Raw genomic sequence first — 20,902 nt, forward strand, 5'->3', positions numbered from 1 at the left:
CGAAATATTGCAAGTGAAAGATTATCTTGCTATCGGCAGGCCGAATCCAGCCAGGACATCGCCCATGAGCCGTGACTACGAGCCTGACGCCACCGACCGCGCGATCCTGCGCATGATCCAGCGCGATGCCTCGGTGTCGCTCGCCGAGATCGCGAAGGAGGTCGGCCTCACCCCCACCCCCTGCTGGAAGCGCATCCGGCGCATGGAGCAGGAGGGGGTGATCATCGGCCGCGTGGCGCTCCTGGACCCGGAGCGTGTGGGGCTCGGCGTCTCGGTCTTCGTGGCGATCGAGACGGGCGACCATTCCGCCGCCTGGATCGAGGCCTTCGCCGGGACGGTGGCGAGGATGCCGCAGATCGTGGAGTGCTGGCGCCTGGGCGGCGACGTGGACTACCTGCTGCGGGTGGTGGTGCCGGACATGGCGGCCTTCGACGCCTTCTATCGTCGCCTGACGGCGGAAGTGCCGAGCCTGCGCAAGGTGACCTCCCGCTTCGCCATGGAACGGGTCAAGAGCACCACGGCCTTGCCGATCTGACCGCCGCCGGGCGCGGGATCGCGTTGCGCCCGCCGACCAATGGCCCCCTTCCCGCGCCCCATGCCGGCGGGCGACGGGTGGCAGCATCGCCCCGCCGGCGTGGCCTCCGGCGCCGGCCGGTGCCCGGCCATGGGGCGGGTATCCGCGCGAAGGGTCCAACTCTGCCGGGCCGCCGCCGCGCAGGCGCGCGACCACCCTCCCCGCGCGGCGGATGTCAGGAAATCTTACACTATTCCGAACACGGTCCGAATGCGCGGACCGAAGGCGAGGAAATCCCTGCGCCCGATGCGATGGAACGGAGTTTGCTCGACAACGCCGCAAGTGGTTCCAGTGCGCGGCCTTGCCCGCGGGAACGCACGCGCAGGGCACTTCGCGCCGGAGACGAACGGGATGGTCAAGTGGATGCGCGCCGCGGGCGCGGCGCTTCTGGCCCTGGGGCTGGCGCTCGCCGCGCCGCGGGCGGCGGATGCGGCCCTCGTCGAGGTCACCTTCAACGCCTCCGGGCTGTGGGAGCTGGAGCCCGGCACCGTGCCGCCGCCCACCCCGCCCTTCGGCACCGATCCCAACCCGGTGCTGACCGGCACCGCGCTGCTCGACAACGCGCGGAGCGGCGAGGACGCGCTGCTTGCCTTCTCGATGGTCACCGGGGGCAAGACCTGGTCGCTCGCTTCGGGGCTGCTCTTCTTCTCGGTCGAGTTCGCGGGTGACGGGTCGGTGCGCGACCTCTTCATCGGCCTCGGCGGGGCGGACGGGTTCCTCATCCTCGGCGGCGAGGCCGGGTCGCGGATCGGCGCCACCCTCTCGCTGGCGCAGATGGCGGGCGGGGTCGGGCAGGGCATGGTCACGCTGTCCTGCAACGACTGCCTGCTGATCGAATCCCGCGTCCTGCCGGTGCCGACCCCCGCCGCCCTCGCGCTGTTCGGCATGGGCCTGATCGGGCTCGGCGCGGCGCGGCGGCTCGTCCGCCGCGCGGCCTGAGGCGCCCCGGCCGGCCCGGCGCCCGCGCCCGCCCTGTTGTCGGCCCGGAAGGCGAAGGGCTACAAGGGCTTCGTGCCCGCGCCGCTGATCGCCCCCTCGCTGCTCGCCGCCGACTTCGCCCGCCTCGGCGAGGAGGTCGAAGCCATCGCCGCGGCCGGCGCCGACTGGCTGCATCTCGACATCATGGACGGGCACTTCGTGCCCAACATCTCCTTCGGCCCGGGGCTGGTGAAGGCGCTGCGCGGCCGCGCGCGCATCCCCTTCGACGTGCACCTGATGATCGCCCCGGCCGACCCCTACCTCGCGGCCTTCGCCGAGGCCGGGGCGGACCTCATCTCGCTGCACCCCGAGGCGGGGCCGCATCTGCACCGTTCGCTCCAGACCATCCGCGCGCTGGGCAAGAAGGCGGGCGTGGTGCTGAACCCCGCGACGCCGGTCGAGGCCGTGGCGCATGTCCTCGACCTCGTGGACCTGATCCTGGTGATGTCGGTGAACCCCGGCTTCGGCGGGCAGTCCTTCATCGAGAGCCAGCTGCCGAAGATCGCGACGCTGCGGCGGATGATCGAGGCCGCCGGCCGGCCGATCCACCTGCAGGTGGATGGCGGCGTGACGGAGGCGACCGCGCCGCGCTGCATCGAGGCCGGGGCCGATGTGCTGGTCGCCGGCACCGCGGTGTTCGGCCGCAAGGACTATGCCGCAGCCATCGCCGCGCTGCGCGGCCCGCGCAGGGCGGCGGCATGATCGGCATCCTGCGCGGCGCCCGGCAGAGGCTCGCGCGGCTCAAGCCGGTGCGCGTGCCGGAGGCGCCCTCCCGCGCCTTCCGCGACCTCTGGCCGGGCGATGCCGCGCGCGGCGCGCGCCTGCTGCGCGGGGAGTTCGAGACGCTCGGCACCGCCCGCCCGCTGCGCCCCGGCCTGCCGGGGGCGGAAGGCTGGGACCGCGCCTCGGGCAGCCCCGCTTGGCGCGCCGCGGCGCACGGCTTCGCCTGGATGCGCGACCTGCGCGCCCTCGGCACCGATGCCGCGCGGCTGCACGCCCGCGCGCTGACCGACGACTGGCTCGCCCGCGGCGCCGAGGAGGCGACGGCGGACGCGCCGGAGGTGATGGGCGCTCGGCTCTCCGCCTGGCTCGGCCACTGGGATTTCTTCGCCGCCACCGCCGAGGATTCCTTCCGCCGCGCGGTGATGACGCGCATGGCCCAGGATGCGCGCGACCTCTCCGCCGCCCTGCCGGCCGAGGCCGAGCACCGCGGCGCGCTGGCCGCGCTCAAGGGCGCCATGGCGGCGGCGATCGCGCTGGAGGAGGACGCCTATCTCCAGCGCGCCGCCCGTTTCCTGCCCGCCGAGATCGAGCGCCAGTTCCACCCCGATGGCGGGCATGTGGAACGCTCCCCCGCCATGCAGCTTCTGGCGCTGCAGGACCTGATCGAGATCCGCAACCTGCTGCACGGCGCGGGCGTGGAGCCGCCGCCGCATCTGGCCGCCGTGCTCGACCGCGCCGCCCCGGCGCTCAGGCTGTTCCGCCACGGCGATGGCGGCCTCGCGCTGTTCAACGGCACGCGGGAGGAGGCCTCCGCGCTGATCGACCTGGTGCTGACCCAGGGCCAGGCGCGCGGGCGGGCGCCGCTCGACCTGCCCGAGACCGGCTTCCAGCGCATGCAGGCCGGGCGGACGCTGATCATCGCCGATACCGGCGCCCCGCCCGCCGCGCGCCCCGGCGCCGGCGGGGAGGGCGGGCTGCCGGCGGGGGCGGACCGCTTCGCCCATGCCGGGACGCTGGCCTTCGAGATGTCGGTCGGGCGCGACCGCATGATCGTGAACTGCGGCGCCGCCCCGGCCGCCGAGGAGGCGTGGCGCGACGCGCTGCGCGCCACCGCGGCGCATTCGACGCTGGTGCTCTCGGACACCAACTCGGCCGAGCTGCGCCAGGAAGGGCTCGGGCGGCGGCCGGAGCAGGTGGAGGTGGCGCGCCACGAAGCCGGCGGCGCGCAATGGGTCGAGGCGAGCCACGACGGCTGGCGCCGCGGCTTCGGCGCGGTGCATCGCCGCCGGCTCTACCTCGCGGAATCGGGCGACGACCTGCGCGGGGAGGATGCGGTCGAACTGCCGGCCGATGCGCCGGTGCCGGCCTTCGCGGTGCGCTTCCATCTGCACCCTTCGGTCTCCGCCTCGCTGGTGCAGGACGAGAGCGCGGCGCTGCTGCGCCTGCCCTCGGGCATCGGCTGGCGGATCCGCGCCAAGGGCGCGCGGCTCAGCCTCGAGGAGAGCGTCTATGTCGGCGCGGAGCCGCGGCGCTCGACCCAGGTGGTGCTGCAGGCCGAGGAGGGCGCGACCGCGGTGCTGTGGGCCGTCACCCGCGTCTCCATGCCCGCGCCCGGTGGCGCGGCGAGCGGGGAGTAGCGGGCGCCCGCGCCCGCGCGCATGAACCGCAAGGCGATCGCCTGGGCCAGTTTCGACTGGGCGAACAGCGCCTTTCCCACGGTCGTCTCCACCTTCGTCATCGCCGCCTATTTCAGCCAGGGCGTCGCGCCCGATCCGGCGACCGGCCAGGCGCAATGGGGCTGGATGCAGACCGTCGCGGCGCTGGCGATCGCCGTGCTCTCGCCGCTGCTCGGCGCGGTGGCGGACCATGGCGGGCAGCGGCGCCTGCTGCTGCTGCTCTGCATCCTCGCCACCGCGCTCTTCACCGGCCTCGGCTGGTATGCCGAGCCCGACCCGTCCTGGACGCTGTGGCTGCTGGTCTGCGTCGGCCTCGCGACCGTGGCCTTCGAACTGGGCACGGTGTTCTACAACGCCATGCTGCCCGAGGTGACGACGCAGGAGCACATGGGGCGCGTCTCGGGTCTCGCCTGGGGGCTCGGTTATGCGGGCGGGCTCGTCTGCCTCGCCATCGCGCTGGTGCTGCTGGTGCAGCCGGATCCCTCCCCCTTCGGCCTCGACCGCGCGGCGAGCGAGCATGTGCGCGCGGTGGCCCTTCTCGTCGCGTTCTGGACGCTGCTGTTCGGCTGGCCGGTGCTGGTCTTCGTCCCCGACAGGCCGGGCGAGCGGCTGCCGCTCGGCCTCGCCGTCACCACCTGCATCGCCGAGACGCTCTCCCTGCTGCGCGGCCTGCCGCGGCGGCGGGACATGATGCGCTTCCTGATCGCACGGCTGTTCTACACGGACGGGCTGAACACCCTCTTCGCCTTCGGCGCCATCTATGCCGCGGGCGTGCACGGCATGGGCTTCGAGGAGATCCTGCTGTTCGGCATCGCGCTGAACGTCACCGCGGGCATCGGCGCGGCGGCCTTCGGGATGGTCGAGGACCGCATGGGCTCGAAGCGGACGGCGATGGTCGCGCTGGTGGCGATGATCCTGGTCGGCGCGGCGCTGCTCACGACCGACAGCAAGGCGGTGTTCTGGGGCCTGGCGATGACGCTCGGCATCTTCATGGGGCCGGCGCAGGCGGCCTCGCGCACGCTGATGGCGCGCATGGCGCCGGAGGGGCAGGGCGCGGCGCATTTCGGGCTCTTCGCCCTGTCGGGGCGCATCACCGGCTTCATGGGCCCGGCGGTGCTGGCGGCGGTGACGACGGCGACCGGAAGCCAGCGCGCGGGGATGGCGACGGTGCTGGTGTTCCTCGCCCTGGGTGCCGCAATCCTGGCGACGGTGAGGCCAGTGCGGGGCTAGAGGCCCGCCTGCCCGGCCGCATTCAGCGGTCCCGCTGGCCGAGCGCCCACTCGCCGCCATCGGAGGGGCGCAGCGCCTCGAACAACGCGGTGACGGCGGTGTAGTCGCGGTAGCCGCAGCGCGCGACCGGGGCCGCGGCCACCGTGTCGAAGCGGCCATCCTTGAGGAAGGCATCGTTGATGTGCACGCCGACCACCTGGCCCACGACGAGCCAGCCTTCGAGCGCCCGTCCCTCGATGTCCTCGAAGCGCAGGGAATGCACGAGGCGGCATTCCAGCGAGGCGGGGGAGGCGGCGACGCGCGGCGCCTTCACCATCCGGCAGGGCGCCATCTCGAGCCCCGCCACCTCGAACTCGTTCACGCCTTCGGGCAGCAGGCCGGAGGTGAGGTTCATCGCCTCGAACAGGTCGCGCGAACAGAGGTTGAAGACGAACTCGCCGGTCGCGATGGCGTTCGCCGCGCTGTGCTTCATCGTCTCGGTCGTGAACATCAGCATCGGCGGGCGCGAGAGCGCGGCGTTGAAGAAGGAATAGGGCGCGAGGTTCGGCCGCCCCTGCGCATCCACCGTCGAGATCCAGCCGATCGGCCGCGGCGCGACGATCGCCTTGAAGGGGTCGTGCGGCAGGCCGTGGCCGTTGCGCGGTTCGTAGAACATCCTCGGGACCTCTCCGGTACGTGCGCGCCATCAGGCCACCGGCGGCGGCGCGGGCCAAGGGCGGGTGCCGAGGGCGTGCGCCTCGCCGGGCGGCCGCGGGCCGATGCCTGGCGGCCGGCGTGCGATGTGCTGTCCGCCGGGCACGCGCCTGCGATCTCGCGCGCGGCCCCCGCCAGCCCCGCGCGCGATGCCGGTCCTGACCGGCAGTTTCCCGGTGGCCCGCCGCGCCGCCAGCCGCGCGCGCGATGCCATCGGGCGCGAGGTCACATCCTTCGCCCGCGCGTCATCAGGCCGCCTCGCCGGCCGTCACAGCAGCGCCTCGCCGCGCAGCACCGGCACGCAGGCGCCGCCCACGCGGGCGCGGATGCCCTCGGGCGTGCGCCGTGCGGTGGCGTGCAGCAGGCTCGGCCGGCCCATCTCCACGCCCTGGGCGATCCGCCAGGCGCCCTCGCTGCCGCCATCGAGATGCAGCAGGAAGCCGGCGAGCGGCGTCGCGGCGGAGCCCGTCGCCGCATCCTCCCAGGTGCCGCTCAGCGGCGAGAACATCCGCGCGCGCAGGCCCGTGCCGTCGCGGCAATAGAGGTAGAGCGAGAGGCTGCCGCAGGTCTCCTGCGGATGGGCCGCGACGGCGCGGCGGAAGGCGGCGAGGTCGGGTGCGGCGGCGGCGAGGCCCGCCGCGCTCACCTCCGTCAGCAGGCGGTGGTTGCCGCCGTCGGCGGCGAGCGTCGGAAGATGGCGCGCGGTCAGCACCTCCGTGGCCGGGATGCCGGCGCAGGCGGCGGCGACCTCGGGCGGCAGCGTCGCGCCGATGGCAAGCGGCTGCGGGGCGGCGACCTCGGCGCCGGTCACGCGGTCCTCGGCGTCGCGCAGCAGCGCGACCTCGACGATGCCGGCGGGTTCCTCGAACAGGTAGGCGCGCGGGCGCGCCTCGTCCTCGCGGGCCAGCACAAAGGCGGTGCCGACATTCGGGTGCCCGGCGAAGGCCATCTCGGCGACGCGGTTGAAGATGCGCACGCGCGCGCTGTGGTGCGGGCTTTCGGGCGGCAGGACGAAGGTGGTCTCGCTGAGGTTGAACTCGGCGGCCAGCGCCTGCATCTCGGCCACGCTCAGCCCGCGCGCATCGGGAAAGACGGCGAGCTGGTTGCCGCCGAAGCGGCGGTCGGTGAACACGTCCACGGTGACGAAGCGGAATGCGCGCATGGCAGGGCCCCCGGCCGCCGCGGCGGGCGAGGCCCGCCCGACGGCGCCGGCGCGATCCTGCCCCCCGCCCCGCCGCGCGTGAAGGGGGCGGGGCGGGTGTGAAGCATCTCATGCCGCGCGCATCGTCCCCCTTGCGGCGCGGCGGCTCGCGGCGTGACAATCGTGCCGCCGGGCGAACCGAAGGAGGGCGCGACCCATGACGGAGGAGACGGCCGACCGCAAGGGTTGCGCTGGCGATGCGGATGCCGCGGCCGGGCCGAGGCTGGGCCGGCGCCTCGTGATGCTGCGCCTCTCGGCGGGCGCGGCGGCGGTGGCCACGGCCGCGCCCGCGGCGCAGGCCATCGAGCCGACGCCCGTTCAGTACCGGACCGGCATCACTGACGCCGACCCGAGCGACGGGCCGGGCTATGGCCGCGGCGGCTATCGCGGCCGGCCGCGCACCGGCATCACCGATGCGGACCCGAGCGACGGGCCGGGCTACGGCCGCGGCGGCTATCGCGGGCGACCCTATACCGGCATCACCGATTCCGATCCGTCGGACGGCGCCAACCAGGGCCGTGGCGGCTATCGCCCACCGGTCCGGCAGGGACGGCCCTATACCGGGATCAACGATGGCGATCCGCATGACCCCTCCGGCTACGGCACGGGGTGGCGGCAGCGCGGCGCGCCCTATACCGGCATCAGCGATTCCGACCCGACCGATGGCGCCGGGCGCGGCCGCGGCGGATACCGCCCGCGCAACGTGACCGACAGCGACCCCTACGACGCGCCGGGGCGCGGCCGCGGCTGGCGCTGAGCGCCCCCTAGGCGGACAGGAGCGGATGAGCACGACACTCGTGGAAGAAGCCTGGGCGCTCGCCTTCGGGACGCTCCCGCTGGAGGACGGCCTCGCGATGCGCGAGGGCAGCGCGTGGCGGCTGATGCCGGGCAACGACCCCGGCCGCTATGCCGGGCTGCTCTCGGTCGCCGACATCGACGCCTTCCTGCGCAGCGATGCCGCGCGCACGCCGCGCGTCTCCATGGCCGATGGCGGGCGCAAGGGCAGTGCCGCCGTGCCGGTCGAGGACTACATCGAGGAAGGCGGCGACAGGGTGGACCTGCCCGCGCTGTTCGCCTGCCACGATGCGGGCGCGAGCCTCGTCATCTCGCAGTTCCACGAGCTGCATCCGCCGCTCGCGCGCTTCTGCCGCGGGCTGGAGAAGGCCTTCCTGCACGCGGTGCAGGCCAACATCTACCTCACGCCGCCGGGCGCGCAGGGCTTCCGCGTGCATTTCGACACCCACGACGTGCTGGTGCTGCAGGTCTCGGGCCGCAAGTCCTGGCGCGTCTGGGACGCCATCCCCTATCCCGCGCCGACGCGGCACACGCCCTGGTCCAATGCCTTCGCGCCGGAGGGCGAGCCGCATGAGCTGGTGATGGCGCCGGGCGATGCGCTCTACCTCCCGCGCGGCGTGCTGCACGAGGCGATGGTGCAGGCGGGCGAGGAGCCCTCGCTGCACATCACCGTGGGCTTCCTCGAACCCGGGCTCGGCGAGATGCTGCGCAACGCCATCGCCGAGCTGGAGGCCGAGGAGCCGGCGCTGCGCGCCGCCATGCCGACCTGGCGCCTCGCCGAGCCGCGGGGAATGGAGGCGGTGCAGGCGCGCCTTTCCGCCGCGCTCGCCGCGCTCGGCAGGCCGGGCCTCGCGGACCGGATGGCGGTGGCCGCGCTGGACCGCCTGGCGCGCGATCGCATGGCGCTGCCCGCCCGCTCGCTGCACACGCCCCCGCCCGGCCCCGAGGACAGGCTGCGGCTGTCGGAGACGATGCACCACAGCCTCGTGCCCCTTCCCGGCGGCGGCGCGTCGCTGCGCTGGTATGGCGGCGTCGAGAAGGTGACGGAGGCCGAGCTCGCCTGGCTGGTGGCGCTGGAGGAGGGCGCGACGGCGGCCGAACTCGGCGAGGGCGCGCTGGCATTCTGCCGCCGCCTCGCCGCCGCGGGGCTGCTCGAGCGCGCCTGAGCGCGCCTTCCGCCCACCGATCGCGTGCGTGGGGCGCGCCGGGCGCGAAACCCGATCTGGTGCCCGGCCCCCTCGCGCGCCGCGCTCAGGCGGGCGCGGTGATGGTCTGCAGCACCGCGAAGCCTTCGAACTGCGGCGGGCCGAGCGTGGTGGGCTTCGACACCGCGCCCGCGCCGGCATGGGCGCGGCGGAACTGCTCGGAGCGCGTCCAGGCCTCGAAGGCCTCGCGCGAGGCCCAGAAGCTGGTCGAGGCATAGAGGATGTGGTCCTCCGCCTGCGGCCCCTTGAGCAGATGGAAGGCGAGGAAGCCTTCCACCTCGTGCAGGTGGCTCTCGCGGGTCAGCCAGGCCTGCTCGAAGCGTTCGGCCTCGGCGGGGATGACGCGGAAGCGGTTGGTGGCGACGAACATCGGCCTCTCCTTCAGGCGCGCGGGGCTGGTGGGGCGGCCGCGCGCGGAACCAGATCCAGATGCCCTGCGGACGAAGGTCGATCCTGTGTCCGCAGGGAATCTGGCGGTCAGCCGCCGAGTTCGCGCCGCACGATCGCCGCGCCCTCGGCGAGCGCGCGCAGCTTCGCGAAGGCGCGATCCCGCGGCAGGTATTTCATGCCGCAATCGGGCGCGGGCACGATGCGCGCGGGCGGCAGCACCTCGAGGCCGGCGCGGATGCGCGCGGCGACATCCTGCGGCGTCTCGACCTCGGGCGAGGCGAGGTCGAGCACGCCGAGCATCACGGTCTTGCCCGGCAGCTCGCGCAGGATGGCGAGGTCGAGCCGCGGCTGCGCCGCCTCGATCGAGATCTGCGTCGCGGCGGTGGCGGCGAGTTCGGGCAGGAAGGAGTAGCCGCTCGGCTTCTCGTCCACCATCGCCGCATAGCCGAAGCAGAGATGCACCACCGTGGTGCCCGCGATGCCCTCGAGCGCGCGGTTGATGGCGGGGATGGCGTAGCGGCGCGCCTCCTCGGGGAAGGCCTGCATCCAGGGCTCGTCGAGCTGGATCACGTCGGCGCCGGCGGCCTTGAGGTCGCGGATCTCGGCGTTCAGCGCCGCGGCGAAATCCATCGCGAGCTCGGCATCGTCGCCATAGGCCTCGTTCTTCGCCTGCCGCGTCATGGTGAAGGGGCCAGGCAGCGTGATCTTCAGCGGCCGGTCGGTATTGGCGCGCGCGAAGGCGAGGTCGCGCAGCTCCACCGGCCGCGTGCGGCGGATGCGGCCGGTGACGCGCGGCACGATGGTGGGCTTGCCGGTGCGGCCGACGACCTCCGCCGGGCGGTCGCGGTCGATGCCCTCGAGCGCATTGGCGAAGTGGTTGGAGTAGCTCTCGCGGCGGATCTCGCCATCGGTGATGATGTCGATGCCGGCGCGCTCCATGTCGCGCATGGCGAGCAGCGTCGCGTCGTCCTGCGCCTGCTGCAGGTGCGGCTCGGCCACGCGCCAGATCTCCGGCGCGCGCACGCGCGGCACGGAGCGGCCGCGCAGCGCATCGTGGTCCACGAGCCAGGCGGGCTGCGGATAGCTGCCGACGACGGTGGTGGGAAGGATGGGCAGGGGCTGCGTCATGGGGGAGAGCCTAGGCGTCAGATCCCGCGGATTGAAGCGGCGGCGTGGCAACGGGACATGCCAGCGGCCTTGACGGCCAAGCCGGGGGCATGGCGCTGCCCGGCGGAGGCGTCATGCCAGCGCGCGAAGGGTCTGACTTCTCGCCCCCTGGCATGATCGGGATCCGCTCTAGCGCCCGCGCTCCTTCCGCCACGCCTCGAAGAGCGGGCGGTTGGACGGGTCGGTCATGGGATAGAGGCCGCGGATCGTGTGCCCGGCGGCGACGCGCTCCTGCACGAAATCCTCGAACACGGTCTGCTCGAAGGCTTCCTCGGCCACCTCGTCGGCGATGTGGGCGGGGATGCAGACCACGCCCTCGCCGTCGCCCACCATGATGTCGCCCGGATGCACGCCCACGCCCGCGCAGGCGATGGGCACGTCGAGGTCCACGCAATGATGGTGGATGAGGTTGGTCGGCGCCGAGGGCCGCGCGTGATAGGCCGGCCAGCCCATGCGCGCGATCTCCGGGCTGTCGCGGAAGCCGCCATCGGTGACCGCGCCCGCCACGCCGCGCGCCTTCAGCCGCGAGATCAGGATGCCCCCCGCGCTCGCCGCGCGCGCATCGCCGCGGCTGTCGATGACGAAGACGGCGCCGGGCGGGCATTCCTCCACGCCCCGGCGCTGCGGATGCGACGGATCCTTGAACACGTCCAGCACGTCGAGATCCTCGCGCGCCGGGATGGTGCGCAGCGTGTAGGCCGGCCCGACCATCGTCGGCGCGCCGGGATCGAGCGGCCGGAGCGCCAGGAAGACGTTGCGGAAGCCCCGCTTGAACAGCACCGTGGTCAGGGTCGCGGTCGAAACCTGGGCGAGCTTCGCCCGCGTGGCGTCCTTCATCGTGTCCTCATCCGCTGCGTTCGGCAGGCCGTGTGCCCTGCGCTAGGATCGCGCCCGGCGGATGCGGCGACAAGCCGGAAACCGGAACGACAACGCCAGGACACGGAAAAGCACGGATGCCCGACAACGGCGCGCAGAAGAACTCCCGCTCCTACCTCCTCGCCGTCGAGGACCAGCAGTTCCTGCTGCGCGACGAGATGCGCCCCTTCCGCTTCGGCATGGAATACGCCAAGGCCGAGCTGGCGCTGCGCGACTGGGGCGTGCGCTCCACCGTGGTGGTGTTCGGCTCCGCCCGCATCCCGAGCCCCGAGCAGGCCGAGGCGCTGGCCGCCGCGGCGCGGACCCCGGCCGAGAAGGAGGCCGCGCGCATCGCGGCCGAGCGATCGCGCCTCTACGAGGATGCGCGCGCCTTCGCGCGCATCGTCTCGCTGCGCGGCGGCGCGCTCGCCGTCACCGGCGCGCCGCGCGACAACGTCATCGCCACCGGCGGCGGCCCGGGCATCATGGAAGCGGCGAACCGCGGCGCGGCCGAGGCCGGCGCGCCCTCCATCGGCTTCAACATCACCCTCCCGCACGAGCAGAACCCCAATGCCTGGTCCACGCCGGCGCTGACCTTCCGCTTCCACTACTTCGCGATGCGCAAGATGCACCTCGCCATGCGCGCCAATGCGCTCGCGGTCTTTCCCGGCGGCTTCGGCACCTTCGACGAGCTGTTCGAGCTGCTGACGCTCGTGCAGACGCAGAAGGCGACGCCGCGGCCGATCGTGCTGTTCGGCCGGCGCTTCTGGGAGAAGGCGGTGGATTTCCGCCTGCTGGTGGAGGAGGGGATGATCGACGAGGCCGATCTCGGCCTGTTCGAGATCGTGGACAGCCCGGAGGAAGCCTGGGCGAGCCTCGTGCGGCGGGGCCTCGAGGCCGCGCCGGCGCCGCCGGTGCCCGAGCAGCCGCGGGTGCCGCTGCGCGCGCGCCGCCGCCCCCGGGACGAGCAGATGAAGCCGCCGGGCAAGTCCTGAGGGCGGCCGGGCGGGGGCGATCCCTTCGCGCGGCGGTCCTTGGCGCGCCGTCCGGGAGTGCGGGCGGAGAAGGATGCCCCGCGGATGCTCGCGGTCCCGGATCCGCGTTCAGCCCTCGGGCAGGCAGGCCGCCGCCAGCAGCGCGAAGGCGCGCGCGCGGTGGCTGATGCGGTGCTTCCGCGCCGGATCCATCTCGCCGAAGGTTTCCGTGCCGCCATCGGGGACGAACATCGGGTCGTAGCCGAAGCCGCGGTCCCCGCGCGGCGGCCAGACCCAGTGGCCGAGGGCGCGGCCCTTGAAGGCTTCCACATGCCCGTCGGGCCAGGCGAGCACCAGGGCGCAGGTGAACCAGGCGGTGCGGTCCTCGAAATCCTTCGCGGCGTCCATCACCTTGCGCATGGCGTCGCGGTAGTCCCGCGTGCCGTCGGGCTGCATCGCCCAGTCGGCGGTGCGCACGCCCGGCGCGCCGCCGAGCGCCGCGACCGAGAAGCCGGAATCATCGGCCAGCGCCGGCAGGCCGGAGGCGCGCGCCGCGGCCACCGCCTTGATGCGCGCATTGCCGAGGAAGCTCTCCTCCGTCTCCTCGGGTTCGGGAAGGCCGAGCTCGCCGGCGCTGACGGTGGTGATGCCGTGCGGGGCGAGCAGGGCCGCGACCTCCCGCAGCTTGCCCGCATTGTGGGTGGCGATGACGATGCGCTCGCCGCGCGCAAGGCGGCGATGCCCGCCGGCCCTCTCGTTCATCGCTTCCTGCCCATCGCTACGATTCCCCGGTGCCAAAGAAGGTTGAGGGGGGCATGGGGGGAGAAGTTCCCTTCTCTCCCCATTCTACAACCCCACCGCCTCGCGCTGCCTCGCGAAGAGTTCCGCTGTGCCCTTCCGCGCCAGCGCGAGAAGCGCCAGCAGTTCGGCGTCGGTGAAGGGCGCACCCTCCGCCGTGCCCTGCACCTCGACGATGCCGCCCGCGCCCGTCAGCACGAAATTCGCGTCCGCATCCGCCTTGCTGTCCTCGGCGTAGTCGAGGTCGAGCACCGGCGTGCCTTCCCACACGCCGCAGGAGACCGCCGCCACCTGGTCGCGCAGCGGGTTGCGGGAGAGGATGTTCATCCGCCGGCAATGCTCGAAGGCGAGGTGCAGCGCCACCCAGGCCCCGGTGATGGAGGCGCAGCGCGTGCCGCCATCGGCGGTGAGCACGTCGCAGTCGATCAGCACCGACATCTCGCCCATCGCCTTCATGTCGGTCACCGCGCGCAGGGAGCGGCCGATCAGGCGCTGGATCTCCTGCGTGCGGCCGGACTGCTTGCCGCGGGCGGCCTCGCGCTCGCCGCGGGTGTGGGTGGCGCGGGGCAGCATGCCGTATTCGGCGGTCACCCAGCCCTGGCCCTGGCCGCGCAGGAAGGGCGGCACCTTGCCCTCCACGCTGGCGGTGCAGAGCACCTCCGTCTGGCCCATGCGGATCAGGCAGGAGCCCTCGGCATGGCGCGCGAAGCCGGGTTCGAGGCTGACAGGGCGAAGGGCGTCGGCGGCGCGGCCGGATGGGCGCATGGGCTCTGTTCCTTGGCGAAGGCCGCGGAAAATGGCCGCGCGGCGCCGCCCCGTCCAGCCCCGGCGTTGACGCGCGCGGGGCGGCTACCTAGCCTTTGGGACAACCCGCAATCCGCCGAGAGATGGGACCCACGCCCAAGCTCCCTCCCGGCCCGGCCGGGGCGACCCTGGCGGGCCTCGACAACCGCAGCGCGCTGATCCTCCGCGAGCTGGTGGAGACCTATGTCGAGACGGGGGAGCCGGTCGGCTCGCGCACCCTCTCGCGCCGCCTGCCGCTCGGGCTCTCCCCCGCGACCATCCGCAATGCCATGGCGGATCTCGAGGACGCCGGGCTGCTCTACGCGCCGCACACCTCGGCCGGGCGGCTGCCGACCGAGCGCGGCCTGCGCCTGTTCGTGGACGGGCTGCTCGAGTTCGGCGCCCTGGGCGAGGAGGAGCGCGACGCCATCGCCGCGCGCTGCGCCGCCTCCGGCCGGTCGTTGCAGGAGACGCTGGGCGAGGCGGGGCAGATGCTCTCGGGCCTCGCCGGCGCGGCGGGGCTGGTGGTGGCCCCGACCTCCGACGGGGCGCTGCGCCATATCGAGTTCGTCGCCCTCGGCCCCGGCCGGGCGCTGGTGGTGCTGGTCCATGACGACGGCCAGGTGGAGAACCGCGTCATCGAGGTGCCGCCCGGGCTGCCGCCCTCGGCGCTGCAGCAGGCCTCGAACTACCTCAACGCCCGGCTGGCGGGGCGCACGATCGACGAGGCGCGCGGCGTGATCGCCGCCGAGATCGCGGCCAACCGCACCGCACTCGATGCGCTGACGCAGCAGGTGATCGAGGCGGGCCTCGGCACCTGGACCGGCGGGCAGGGCGGCTCGCTGATCGTGCGCGGCCAGGCCAGGCTGCTCGAGACCATCGACCAGGCCGCCCGGGTGCAGGAGATCAAGCGCCTGTTCGAGCGGCTGGAGCAGCAGGAGACGATGCTGCGCCTGCTCGACCTCGCCCAGCGGGGCGAGGGGGTGCAGATCTTCATCGGGGCCGAGAGCGGCCTGTTCGACAGCGCCGGCCTGTCCATGGTGGTCGCCCCCTTCCGCAACGGCCAGGAACGCATCGTCGGCGCCATCGGCGTGATCGGCCCGACGCGCATCAACTACGGCAAGGTGATCCCGGTCGTGGACTACACGGCGCGGGTGATCGGGCGGCTGCTGGGCTAGGACCGGGCCGCGCATCCCCGCGCGCCGCGCTGTCTCCGAAATGCCACAAGCCGGCGCGGATCGCGCGCCCGCATGCCCTCGCCTGCATCAGACGCTTGGCAGACACGGATGCGTGAATCCAGCATCGGGGTGTTTCGGATCGCGCCGGGGGGGGCGACGAGGCATGAACCGACAGGACGACCGGCCGGTCGTGGCCGGCCAGGCACCATCGTTATGGGACATCCGGCACCTGCAGGCCGATGACGGGCGGCCGCTCGACGCCGCGGGCGGGATTCTCGCCGGCATCGGCCTCTCGCTGCCGGCCTGGATCATCGCCGCGGCGGTGCTGCACGGCCTGCCGTAGGGCAGGGCCCGATCAGGCAGGCTCACCCGGTCGGGTGAGGATGCCTGCTCGAACCACGGGCCTGAGCCGCGCGCCTGGGCAAGCGGCAGCGGCCCATGGGGTGCGAGCGGCGCCTCAGCCGCCCTCGCGCGCGGGGGCGGGCTCGGGCGAGGCCGCGTCGCGCGGGCGCGGCTGCTGCATCATCGCCCCCGTCATCGGGATGAAATAGACGCCGACATCCTTGCGGCTGCGCACCCGGCCGTCCGCGTCCTTGGTGTAGATGTAGAGGAACTGGCCGCGCCGGAAGGGCTGGCCGATGGGGATGACCATCCGCCCGCCGGGCTTGAGCTGCTGGATCAGCGCCGGCGGCACGTATTGGGCGGCGCAGGTCACGATGATGACGTCGAAGCCGCCCTGCACCTCGGGCCAGCCGAAGAAGCCGTCGCCGACGCGGGTCTCGACATTGTTCAGCCCGAGCGGCGCGAAGATGCGCTGCACGGCGGTGCCGAGCGGGTTGATGATCTCGACCGAATACTGCCTCGCCACGATGCGCGACAGCCACGCCGCCTGGAAGCCCGAGCCGGTGCCGATCTCGAGTGCGACATGCTCCGGCTTCGCCTGGCAGGCCTGGGTCATGTAGGCCTGCCCGAGATAGTCCGACAGCGCCGAGCCGTAGCCGATGCCCCAGGGCTTCGGATCGGCTTCGTAGGCGTTCGCCGCGCCGTTCGACCGGCCTTCGTAGTTCCAGTGGAAGTATTCGCGCGGCAGCGCCTCGAAGCCGCGGACCACCGCAGGGTCGGCCTGGCCGAAGCGTTGGTTCAGATAGGCCTCGATCCGCCGCACCGCCGTCGCCTTGCGTGCCTGGATGGCGGCGAAGGCCTGTTCGGTGATGGTCGTGGCGCGGCCCGAGGCCTGCATCGCGGCAAGGTAGGCCTCGCGATTCCAGGCGCCCGCGCCCTGCGCGCGCAGCGCGGGCGGCGCGGCCAGCGCGGCCAGCGCACCGAGCAGGAGGGGGCGGCGGTCGAGCATCATGGTCGTTTTCCCGGCCAGGCGATGAGCGCTGCAGCGTAACAACACATTCCCGCCGCCAGAAGCCAGGACAATCCCGCGCCGTGGCCGAGAAGATTGGCGAGCGGCGTGGCGACGACGGAGAAGGCCCCGTTCAGCGCCCAGGCCCAGGGCAGCAGCCCCGCCCCCTCCTGCTGGAAGCGGTCGAGGCCGAGCGGGAACGGGAAACCCAGCGCGAGCGAGATCGGCGCCAGCGCCAGCACCAGCAGCGCCGCGCGCAGCGCCCAGGGCCAGTCGAGCGCCGCCAGCACCGCCCCGCGCACGCCGAGCAGCGCGAGCGCCGAGCAGCCCAGCGCCACCAGCACCGCCAGGCCCAGGGCGCGCCCCGGCGCGCGCACCCGCCCCGCCCACATCGCGCCCAGCCCCGAGAAGACGAGCATCGTCGTCAGCACCAGCGCGAAGCCCGAGGTGCGGTCGCCGAGCAGCAGCGCCGCATGCTCGATGAAGGCGATCTCGATCAGCAGGAAGCCGAGGCCGAGGGCGGGGAAATAGACCAGCGCCCGGCCCAGCACCGGCACCGGCACCCTGAGCGCGCCGCGCGCGGCCAGCGGCAGCAGCGAGACCACGAGCGCGAGCAGGATCGCCTGCGCCAGCACCGCCACATTCACGAGCAGCCCGATCTCCTGCTGCGGCAGGATCTCGATGCGCGCGAGTGCCGCGCCGAGCGAGGGCAGCCGCACCAGCGGCGAGAGCCAGGGCCGGTCCGCCGTCACCGGGGAGCGGTCGAAGGCGTCCGCGGGCGGCGTGCCGGCCAGCACCAGCGCCGCCTCCCGCGCCACCGCGTCCTGCGCCTCTCCGCCCTGGTCCACGGTGTCGCTCTCCAGCGAGACGGGCGGCAGGTCGTTCCACACCTCGCGCCCTTCCGCCGCGAGGCCCGGCGCGTAGGAGAGGTCGAAGGAGCGTTCATCCGCGAAGGCGGCAAGCCGCTCCACGCGCGCCGCGTCGAAGGGCTCGCGCGCGATCAGCACGCGCAGGTTCCAGGCGCTGCGGATCACCGCGACATGGCGCTCGGGCTCGGCCGCGCCGGCCAGGCGCAGCGCCTCGCGCGCCGTGGCGAGCACGCGCACCGCATAGACCGGCAGTTCGCGGATGCCGATCGGCACCGAGACCATCCCGCCGGGCTCGAGCCGGGCGAGGAAGCCCGCCAGCGCCTCGGCCGTGTAGGCGGTGCGGTTCTGCTCGTCGGCGCCGAGGAAATCCCCCGCGATGTCCACGAGGTCGTAGCGCCCCGTCGCGGTCAGCGGATGCGCCGCGGCGATGCGGACCCGCGGATCCGGCGCCGGCGCCGGCGAGGGGCCGAGCCCGTGCGTGAGCGCGCGGCGGATCACCGGCTCGGGCTCGATGACCGTGACCCGCGCCGCGCCGAGCGCGAGCGCCTCCGCCGCCCGGAACCCGCCCGCCGAGCCGAGCGCGAGCACGCGCGGCGCGTCGATCAGCACATAGGGCGCGGCATCGAGCGCGGCGCGCGCATGCGCCGCCTCCGGCTGCCCCATCGGCAGGGCGGCGATGCGCGCCCCGTCGCGATAGAGCCCGAAGCTGCGCGGCGGCGCCGGCAGGCCCATGGTGCCGGCATTGTTCGAGACGTCGGTGTCGAGGCGCTCGGTGAAGTTGTCGAGCAGCAGATAGACGCCGCGCGGGGAGAGCACCTCGGCCACCACGCGGCTCTCGGGCACGTTGAGCGGCGCGTAGATGGGCTTGAACTCGTTCACCCGCGGCGCGGCGAGCGCGAGCACCGCCGCCTCGGTCGCCGCCAGCACCAGGAGCGCGGCGAGGCGCCAGGCCGTCCCGCCCGAGATCATCGCCGCCACCGCGAGCAGCGGCAGAAGTGCGGGCACCAGCGCGAAGGGATGCAGCACGAACATCAGCCCGAGCGCGAGCACCGCCCCCGTGCCTGCGCCGAGCAGGTCATAGCCATAGACCCGCCCCACCTCGCCCGCATGCACGACGAAGTTGAGCGACACCGCGAGGCCGGCGAGGAAGAAGAAGGGGAACAGCGCGGCGTAGTAGAGCGCGATGTTCCACAACTGCGCCCCGGCGGTGGCGGGGTTCTGCAGTTCCAGCGGATTGAACCCGTTCAGCGTGACGCCGATCCAGCCCAGGCCGCCCGCCGCCAGCATCACCACCGGCAGCAGCGGCAGCAGCCAGCGCGCATGGCGCAGGAAGACCGCGCGCCCGATCACCATCACCACGCCAGATACGGCGAAGCCCGTCATGGCGATGGAAATGACCCAGTAGCCATACTCGGACCACGAGGCGACGGCGAAGAAGCGCGTCAGCGCGATCTCCACGCCGACCGCCGCGCCGGCGATGAGGAACAGCGGGACCAGCGAATGCATCAGGCCCAGGCCGCGCGGCGCGAGAGGAACTCCTCCACGGACGCATTGAAGCGCGCGGCCTCGTCCACGAACAGGGCATGGCCCGCGCCTTCGAAGACCTCGACCATCGGCTGCGGATGGCGCTGCGCCACCGCCTCCGCCTGGCCGCGCAGCCGAGGCGTCACGGCGTAGTAGAGCGGGCGCCGCACGGCATAGAGGCTGTCCCGCCAGAACTCCCGCGGCCGCGGATAGGAGAGCAGGCGGATCGAGGCCTCCACCGGCATCCGCTGCGCCTCCCGCGCGATGCCGTCGAGATAGGCCGCGTCCTGCGGCGTGCGGTACATCGCCGCGACGAAGCCGCGCACCGTCGCATCGCGCCGCTGCCGCAGGTTCTGGAAGAAGCGCGAGGGGCGCGGCGGCGGCGGCGTGCCCTCGCCCACCGAATTGTCGATCAGCACCAGCCCCGCGATCCGCCCATCCCCGGCCATGTCCGCATAGGACAGGACATCCAGCACGCCGAGCGACCACCCCGCCAGGACCACGCGCCCGCCACCGAGATGGGCCAGCAGGTCGCGCACATCCTGGCCGCGCCGGGTCGGCTCGTAGCCGTCGCGCGGCACCTCACTCTGCCCCTGCCCGCGCGGATCGAGCGCCACCACCCGCCAGCGCCGCGCCAAGGCCGCGATCTGCGGCGCGAAGATGCGCCCCGGCATGCACCAGCCCGGCACGAACACCACCACCCGGCCCGACCCGGCCTCCAGATACCGCAGCCGCACGCCATCGCTCGTCCGGAACCAGCGCGCGACCTCGGCGGCACGCAAGGCGGGCGCGGCGAGGGCGCAGGCGGCGGTGATCAGGGCGAGGCGGCGCGGGATGGGGGATGGCGCGACGCGGGAGGGCTCTGCCCTCCCGCACCCTCCCGCCAAGGGCCGAAAGGCCCTTGGAACCCAATCCCCGGTGTCCAGAGGCCTTTCGGCCTCTGGCGGGGGGTGCAGGGGGGCGGCGCCCCCCTGCGTCACGCCCTTCCCCGTCACAGCGGCCGCCGCGCCTTGAACGCCGCTGCCAGCGTGCCGTCGTCGAGCACGTCGAGCGCGCCGCCGATGGGCACGCCCTGGGCCAGGCGGGTGACGGTGGTGCCGGTCGGTTTCAGGCGGTCGGTCAGGTAGTGGGCGGTGGTGGCGCCGTCCACGGTGGCGGGGAGCGCGAGGATCACTTCCTCGATGCCGTCCTCCTCGATCCGGCGCAGCAGCGGCGCGATGGAGAGATCCTCCGGGCCTGTGCCGCCGAGGGCCGAGAGCAGCCCGCCGAGCACATGGTAGGTGCCGCGATGCGCGTGGGCGCGTTCCAGAGCCCAGAGATCCGCCACGCCTTCGACCACGCAGACGAGCCGCCGGTCGCGATGGGCGTCGCGGCAGATGCCGCAGGGCGAGGCGGTGTCGAGGTTGCCGCAGGTCTCGCAGGGCCGCACCGCTTCCGCGGCGTGCTGCAGCGCCTCGGCGAGCGGCAGCATGCGGCCTGCCGGGTCCATCAGCATCTTCAGCACGGCGCGCCGCGCGCTGCGCCGGCCGAGGCCGGGCAGGCGCGAGAGCAGCCCGATCAGGTGCTCGATGGGATCGTTGGCGATCATCCCCGCGGCGGGGCTCAGAACGGCAGCTTCATCCCCGGCGGCAGGGAGATGCCGGCGGTGGCCTTCTGCATCTCCTCGGCCATGGTGGCCTCCACCTTCTGCTTCGCGTCCGCATGGGCGGCGACGAGCAGGTCCTCCAGCACCTCGCGCTCGTCCGCGTTCATCAGGGAGGGGTCGATGGTCACGCGGCGCAGGTCGCCCTTGCCGGTCAGGCGCACCTTGACCATGCCGCCGCCGGAGGCGCCCTCCACCTCGGTCGCTTCCAGCTTCGCCTGCATCTCCTGCATCCGCGCCTGCATCTGCTGCGCCTGCTTGAGCATGTTGCCGAGGTTCTTCATTGCGTCGTCAGC

22 protein-coding genes are annotated in these 20,902 nt (G+C 73.6%); 10 read left to right on the forward strand and 12 right to left on the reverse strand.

Features of this window, described 5'->3' with window-relative positions:
* Positions 1 to 64 precede the first annotated feature (64 nt).
* The 5 genes from FHS88_RS02805 to FHS88_RS02825 all read left to right on the forward strand — a co-directional run bounded on the left by FHS88_RS02805 (position 65) and on the right by FHS88_RS02825 (position 5,181).
* Positions 65 to 535, forward strand: coding sequence for an Lrp/AsnC family transcriptional regulator (locus FHS88_RS02805; RefSeq protein ID WP_184481055.1), 471 nt, complete (start codon positions 65 to 67; stop codon positions 533 to 535).
* Positions 536 to 925: 390 nt separating this feature from the next.
* Complete coding sequence (locus tag FHS88_RS02810) at positions 926 to 1,513, forward strand: hypothetical protein (protein WP_184481056.1); 588 nt, start codon at positions 926 to 928, stop codon at positions 1,511 to 1,513.
* Between the two features lie 36 nt (positions 1,514 to 1,549).
* Entirely contained in the window at positions 1,550 to 2,254 is a 705-nt protein-coding gene (rpe, locus tag FHS88_RS02815) for a ribulose-phosphate 3-epimerase (RefSeq protein WP_221244294.1), read from the forward strand.
* Positions 2,251 to 3,912 (forward strand): heparinase II/III family protein, encoded by a 1,662-nt coding sequence (locus tag FHS88_RS02820; protein WP_184481058.1) that lies wholly within the window; start codon positions 2,251 to 2,253, stop codon positions 3,910 to 3,912. Before rpe ends, FHS88_RS02820 begins: the two co-directional genes overlap by 4 nt.
* A 21-nt stretch (positions 3,913 to 3,933) precedes the next feature.
* Entirely contained in the window at positions 3,934 to 5,181 is a 1,248-nt protein-coding gene (locus tag FHS88_RS02825; RefSeq protein ID WP_184481060.1) for an MFS transporter, read from the forward strand.
* Between the two features lie 22 nt (positions 5,182 to 5,203).
* On the opposite strand, the gene FHS88_RS02830 is transcribed toward FHS88_RS02825, so the two are convergent.
* Together FHS88_RS02830 and FHS88_RS02835 are read right to left on the reverse strand one after the other, a co-directional pair.
* Entirely contained in the window at positions 5,204 to 5,836 is a 633-nt protein-coding gene (locus tag FHS88_RS02830) for a flavin reductase family protein (RefSeq protein ID WP_184481062.1), read from the reverse strand.
* A 306-nt stretch (positions 5,837 to 6,142) separates the two neighbouring features.
* The gene (locus FHS88_RS02835; RefSeq protein ID WP_184481064.1) at positions 6,143 to 7,036 is read right to left on the reverse strand and encodes a PhzF family phenazine biosynthesis protein; all 894 of its coding nucleotides are present in this window, start codon (positions 7,034 to 7,036) and stop codon (positions 6,143 to 6,145) included.
* 196 nt (positions 7,037 to 7,232) lie between these two features.
* Here FHS88_RS02835 and FHS88_RS02840 point away from each other — a divergent pair, with 196 nt between their 5' ends.
* Both FHS88_RS02840 and FHS88_RS02845 read left to right on the forward strand, forming a co-directional pair.
* A complete protein-coding gene (locus FHS88_RS02840; RefSeq protein ID WP_184481065.1) occupies positions 7,233 to 7,832 on the forward strand; it encodes a hypothetical protein in 600 nt (199 codons plus the stop codon).
* Between the two features lie 25 nt (positions 7,833 to 7,857).
* Positions 7,858 to 9,036, forward strand: coding sequence for a cupin domain-containing protein (locus tag FHS88_RS02845; protein WP_184481067.1), 1,179 nt, complete (start codon positions 7,858 to 7,860; stop codon positions 9,034 to 9,036).
* Positions 9,037 to 9,121: 85 nt separating this feature from the next.
* Here the strand turns inward: FHS88_RS02845 and FHS88_RS02850 are convergent, their stop codons facing one another.
* The 3 genes from FHS88_RS02850 to FHS88_RS02860 all read right to left on the reverse strand — a co-directional run bounded on the left by FHS88_RS02850 (position 9,122) and on the right by FHS88_RS02860 (position 11,469).
* On the reverse strand, positions 9,122 to 9,445 hold the full coding sequence (locus FHS88_RS02850; protein ID WP_184481069.1) for an antibiotic biosynthesis monooxygenase family protein: 324 nt from the start codon (positions 9,443 to 9,445) through the stop codon (positions 9,122 to 9,124).
* A gap of 107 nt (positions 9,446 to 9,552) precedes the next feature.
* Positions 9,553 to 10,593 (reverse strand): uroporphyrinogen decarboxylase family protein, encoded by a 1,041-nt coding sequence (locus tag FHS88_RS02855; protein ID WP_184481070.1) that lies wholly within the window; start codon positions 10,591 to 10,593, stop codon positions 9,553 to 9,555.
* Between the two features lie 168 nt (positions 10,594 to 10,761).
* Positions 10,762 to 11,469, reverse strand: a complete 708-nt coding sequence (locus FHS88_RS02860) for a ribonuclease activity regulator RraA (protein WP_184481072.1) — start codon at positions 11,467 to 11,469, stop codon at positions 10,762 to 10,764.
* A gap of 116 nt (positions 11,470 to 11,585) precedes the next feature.
* Between FHS88_RS02860 and FHS88_RS02865 the strand changes: the two genes are divergently transcribed.
* Positions 11,586 to 12,482, forward strand: a complete 897-nt coding sequence (locus FHS88_RS02865; RefSeq protein WP_184481074.1) for an LOG family protein — start codon at positions 11,586 to 11,588, stop codon at positions 12,480 to 12,482.
* Positions 12,483 to 12,590: 108 nt separating this feature from the next.
* On the opposite strand, the gene rdgB is transcribed toward FHS88_RS02865, so the two are convergent.
* Both rdgB and rph read right to left on the reverse strand, forming a co-directional pair.
* Complete coding sequence (rdgB, locus tag FHS88_RS02870; protein WP_184481076.1) at positions 12,591 to 13,223, reverse strand: RdgB/HAM1 family non-canonical purine NTP pyrophosphatase; 633 nt, start codon at positions 13,221 to 13,223, stop codon at positions 12,591 to 12,593.
* Between the two features lie 84 nt (positions 13,224 to 13,307).
* Positions 13,308 to 14,024 (reverse strand): ribonuclease PH, encoded by a 717-nt coding sequence (gene rph, locus FHS88_RS02875; RefSeq protein WP_184481078.1) that lies wholly within the window; start codon positions 14,022 to 14,024, stop codon positions 13,308 to 13,310.
* 122 nt (positions 14,025 to 14,146) lie between these two features.
* Between rph and hrcA the strand changes: the two genes are divergently transcribed.
* The gene (gene hrcA / locus FHS88_RS02880) at positions 14,147 to 15,220 is read left to right on the forward strand and encodes a heat-inducible transcriptional repressor HrcA (RefSeq protein ID WP_184481080.1); all 1,074 of its coding nucleotides are present in this window, start codon (positions 14,147 to 14,149) and stop codon (positions 15,218 to 15,220) included.
* A 163-nt stretch (positions 15,221 to 15,383) separates the two neighbouring features.
* Positions 15,384 to 15,563, forward strand: a complete 180-nt coding sequence (locus FHS88_RS02885; protein WP_184481082.1) for a hypothetical protein — start codon at positions 15,384 to 15,386, stop codon at positions 15,561 to 15,563.
* Positions 15,564 to 15,677: 114 nt separating this feature from the next.
* Here the strand turns inward: FHS88_RS02885 and FHS88_RS02890 are convergent, their stop codons facing one another.
* The 5 genes from FHS88_RS02890 to FHS88_RS02910 form a co-directional block, all read right to left on the reverse strand.
* Entirely contained in the window at positions 15,678 to 16,574 is an 897-nt protein-coding gene (locus tag FHS88_RS02890) for a protein-L-isoaspartate O-methyltransferase family protein (protein WP_184481084.1), read from the reverse strand.
* Complete coding sequence (locus FHS88_RS02895) at positions 16,571 to 18,946, reverse strand: hypothetical protein (RefSeq protein WP_184481086.1); 2,376 nt, start codon at positions 18,944 to 18,946, stop codon at positions 16,571 to 16,573. The genes FHS88_RS02890 and FHS88_RS02895 overlap by 4 nt, the downstream gene beginning before the upstream one ends.
* Positions 18,946 to 19,746: an alpha/beta fold hydrolase gene (locus tag FHS88_RS02900; protein WP_184481088.1), complete on the reverse strand. Its 801-nt coding sequence runs from the start codon at positions 19,744 to 19,746 to the stop codon at positions 18,946 to 18,948. Before FHS88_RS02900 ends, FHS88_RS02895 begins: the two co-directional genes overlap by 1 nt.
* A gap of 209 nt (positions 19,747 to 19,955) precedes the next feature.
* Positions 19,956 to 20,552 (reverse strand): recombination mediator RecR, encoded by a 597-nt coding sequence (gene recR / locus FHS88_RS02905; RefSeq protein WP_184481089.1) that lies wholly within the window; start codon positions 20,550 to 20,552, stop codon positions 19,956 to 19,958.
* Positions 20,553 to 20,566: 14 nt separating this feature from the next.
* Complete coding sequence (locus FHS88_RS02910; protein ID WP_184481091.1) at positions 20,567 to 20,890, reverse strand: YbaB/EbfC family nucleoid-associated protein; 324 nt, start codon at positions 20,888 to 20,890, stop codon at positions 20,567 to 20,569.
* Positions 20,891 to 20,902 lie beyond the last annotated feature (12 nt).

The organism is Neoroseomonas alkaliterrae (genome assembly GCF_014199195.1).
Taxonomy (GTDB): Bacteria; Pseudomonadota; Alphaproteobacteria; order Acetobacterales; family Acetobacteraceae; genus Neoroseomonas; species Neoroseomonas alkaliterrae.

What these genes read in the sequence shown, in the direction of transcription:
- FHS88_RS02805 (WP_184481055.1), top strand. Translation starts at nt 65, where the DNA reads ATGAGCCGTGACTACGAGCCTGACGCCACCGACCGCGCGATCCTGCGC.
- FHS88_RS02810 (WP_184481056.1), top strand. Translation starts at nt 926, where the DNA reads ATGGTCAAGTGGATGCGCGCCGCGGGCGCGGCGCTTCTGGCCCTGGGG.
- FHS88_RS02820 (WP_184481058.1), top strand. Translation starts at nt 2,251, where the DNA reads ATGATCGGCATCCTGCGCGGCGCCCGGCAGAGGCTCGCGCGGCTCAAG.
- FHS88_RS02825 (WP_184481060.1), top strand. Translation starts at nt 3,934, where the DNA reads ATGAACCGCAAGGCGATCGCCTGGGCCAGTTTCGACTGGGCGAACAGC.
- FHS88_RS02830 (WP_184481062.1), bottom strand. Translation starts at nt 5,836, where the DNA reads ATGTTCTACGAACCGCGCAACGGCCACGGCCTGCCGCACGACCCCTTC.
- FHS88_RS02835 (WP_184481064.1), bottom strand. Translation starts at nt 7,036, where the DNA reads ATGCGCGCATTCCGCTTCGTCACCGTGGACGTGTTCACCGACCGCCGC.
- FHS88_RS02840 (WP_184481065.1), top strand. Translation starts at nt 7,233, where the DNA reads ATGACGGAGGAGACGGCCGACCGCAAGGGTTGCGCTGGCGATGCGGAT.
- FHS88_RS02845 (WP_184481067.1), top strand. Translation starts at nt 7,858, where the DNA reads ATGAGCACGACACTCGTGGAAGAAGCCTGGGCGCTCGCCTTCGGGACG.
- FHS88_RS02850 (WP_184481069.1), bottom strand. Translation starts at nt 9,445, where the DNA reads ATGTTCGTCGCCACCAACCGCTTCCGCGTCATCCCCGCCGAGGCCGAA.
- FHS88_RS02855 (WP_184481070.1), bottom strand. Translation starts at nt 10,593, where the DNA reads ATGACGCAGCCCCTGCCCATCCTTCCCACCACCGTCGTCGGCAGCTAT.
- FHS88_RS02860 (WP_184481072.1), bottom strand. Translation starts at nt 11,469, where the DNA reads ATGAAGGACGCCACGCGGGCGAAGCTCGCCCAGGTTTCGACCGCGACC.
- FHS88_RS02865 (WP_184481074.1), top strand. Translation starts at nt 11,586, where the DNA reads ATGCCCGACAACGGCGCGCAGAAGAACTCCCGCTCCTACCTCCTCGCC.
- rdgB (WP_184481076.1), bottom strand. Translation starts at nt 13,223, where the DNA reads ATGAACGAGAGGGCCGGCGGGCATCGCCGCCTTGCGCGCGGCGAGCGC.
- rph (WP_184481078.1), bottom strand. Translation starts at nt 14,024, where the DNA reads ATGCGCCCATCCGGCCGCGCCGCCGACGCCCTTCGCCCTGTCAGCCTC.
- hrcA (WP_184481080.1), top strand. Translation starts at nt 14,147, where the DNA reads ATGGGACCCACGCCCAAGCTCCCTCCCGGCCCGGCCGGGGCGACCCTG.
- FHS88_RS02885 (WP_184481082.1), top strand. Translation starts at nt 15,384, where the DNA reads ATGAACCGACAGGACGACCGGCCGGTCGTGGCCGGCCAGGCACCATCG.
- FHS88_RS02890 (WP_184481084.1), bottom strand. Translation starts at nt 16,574, where the DNA reads ATGATGCTCGACCGCCGCCCCCTCCTGCTCGGTGCGCTGGCCGCGCTG.
- FHS88_RS02895 (WP_184481086.1), bottom strand. Translation starts at nt 18,946, where the DNA reads ATGCATTCGCTGGTCCCGCTGTTCCTCATCGCCGGCGCGGCGGTCGGC.
- recR (WP_184481089.1), bottom strand. Translation starts at nt 20,552, where the DNA reads ATGATCGCCAACGATCCCATCGAGCACCTGATCGGGCTGCTCTCGCGC.
- FHS88_RS02910 (WP_184481091.1), bottom strand. Translation starts at nt 20,890, where the DNA reads ATGAAGAACCTCGGCAACATGCTCAAGCAGGCGCAGCAGATGCAGGCG.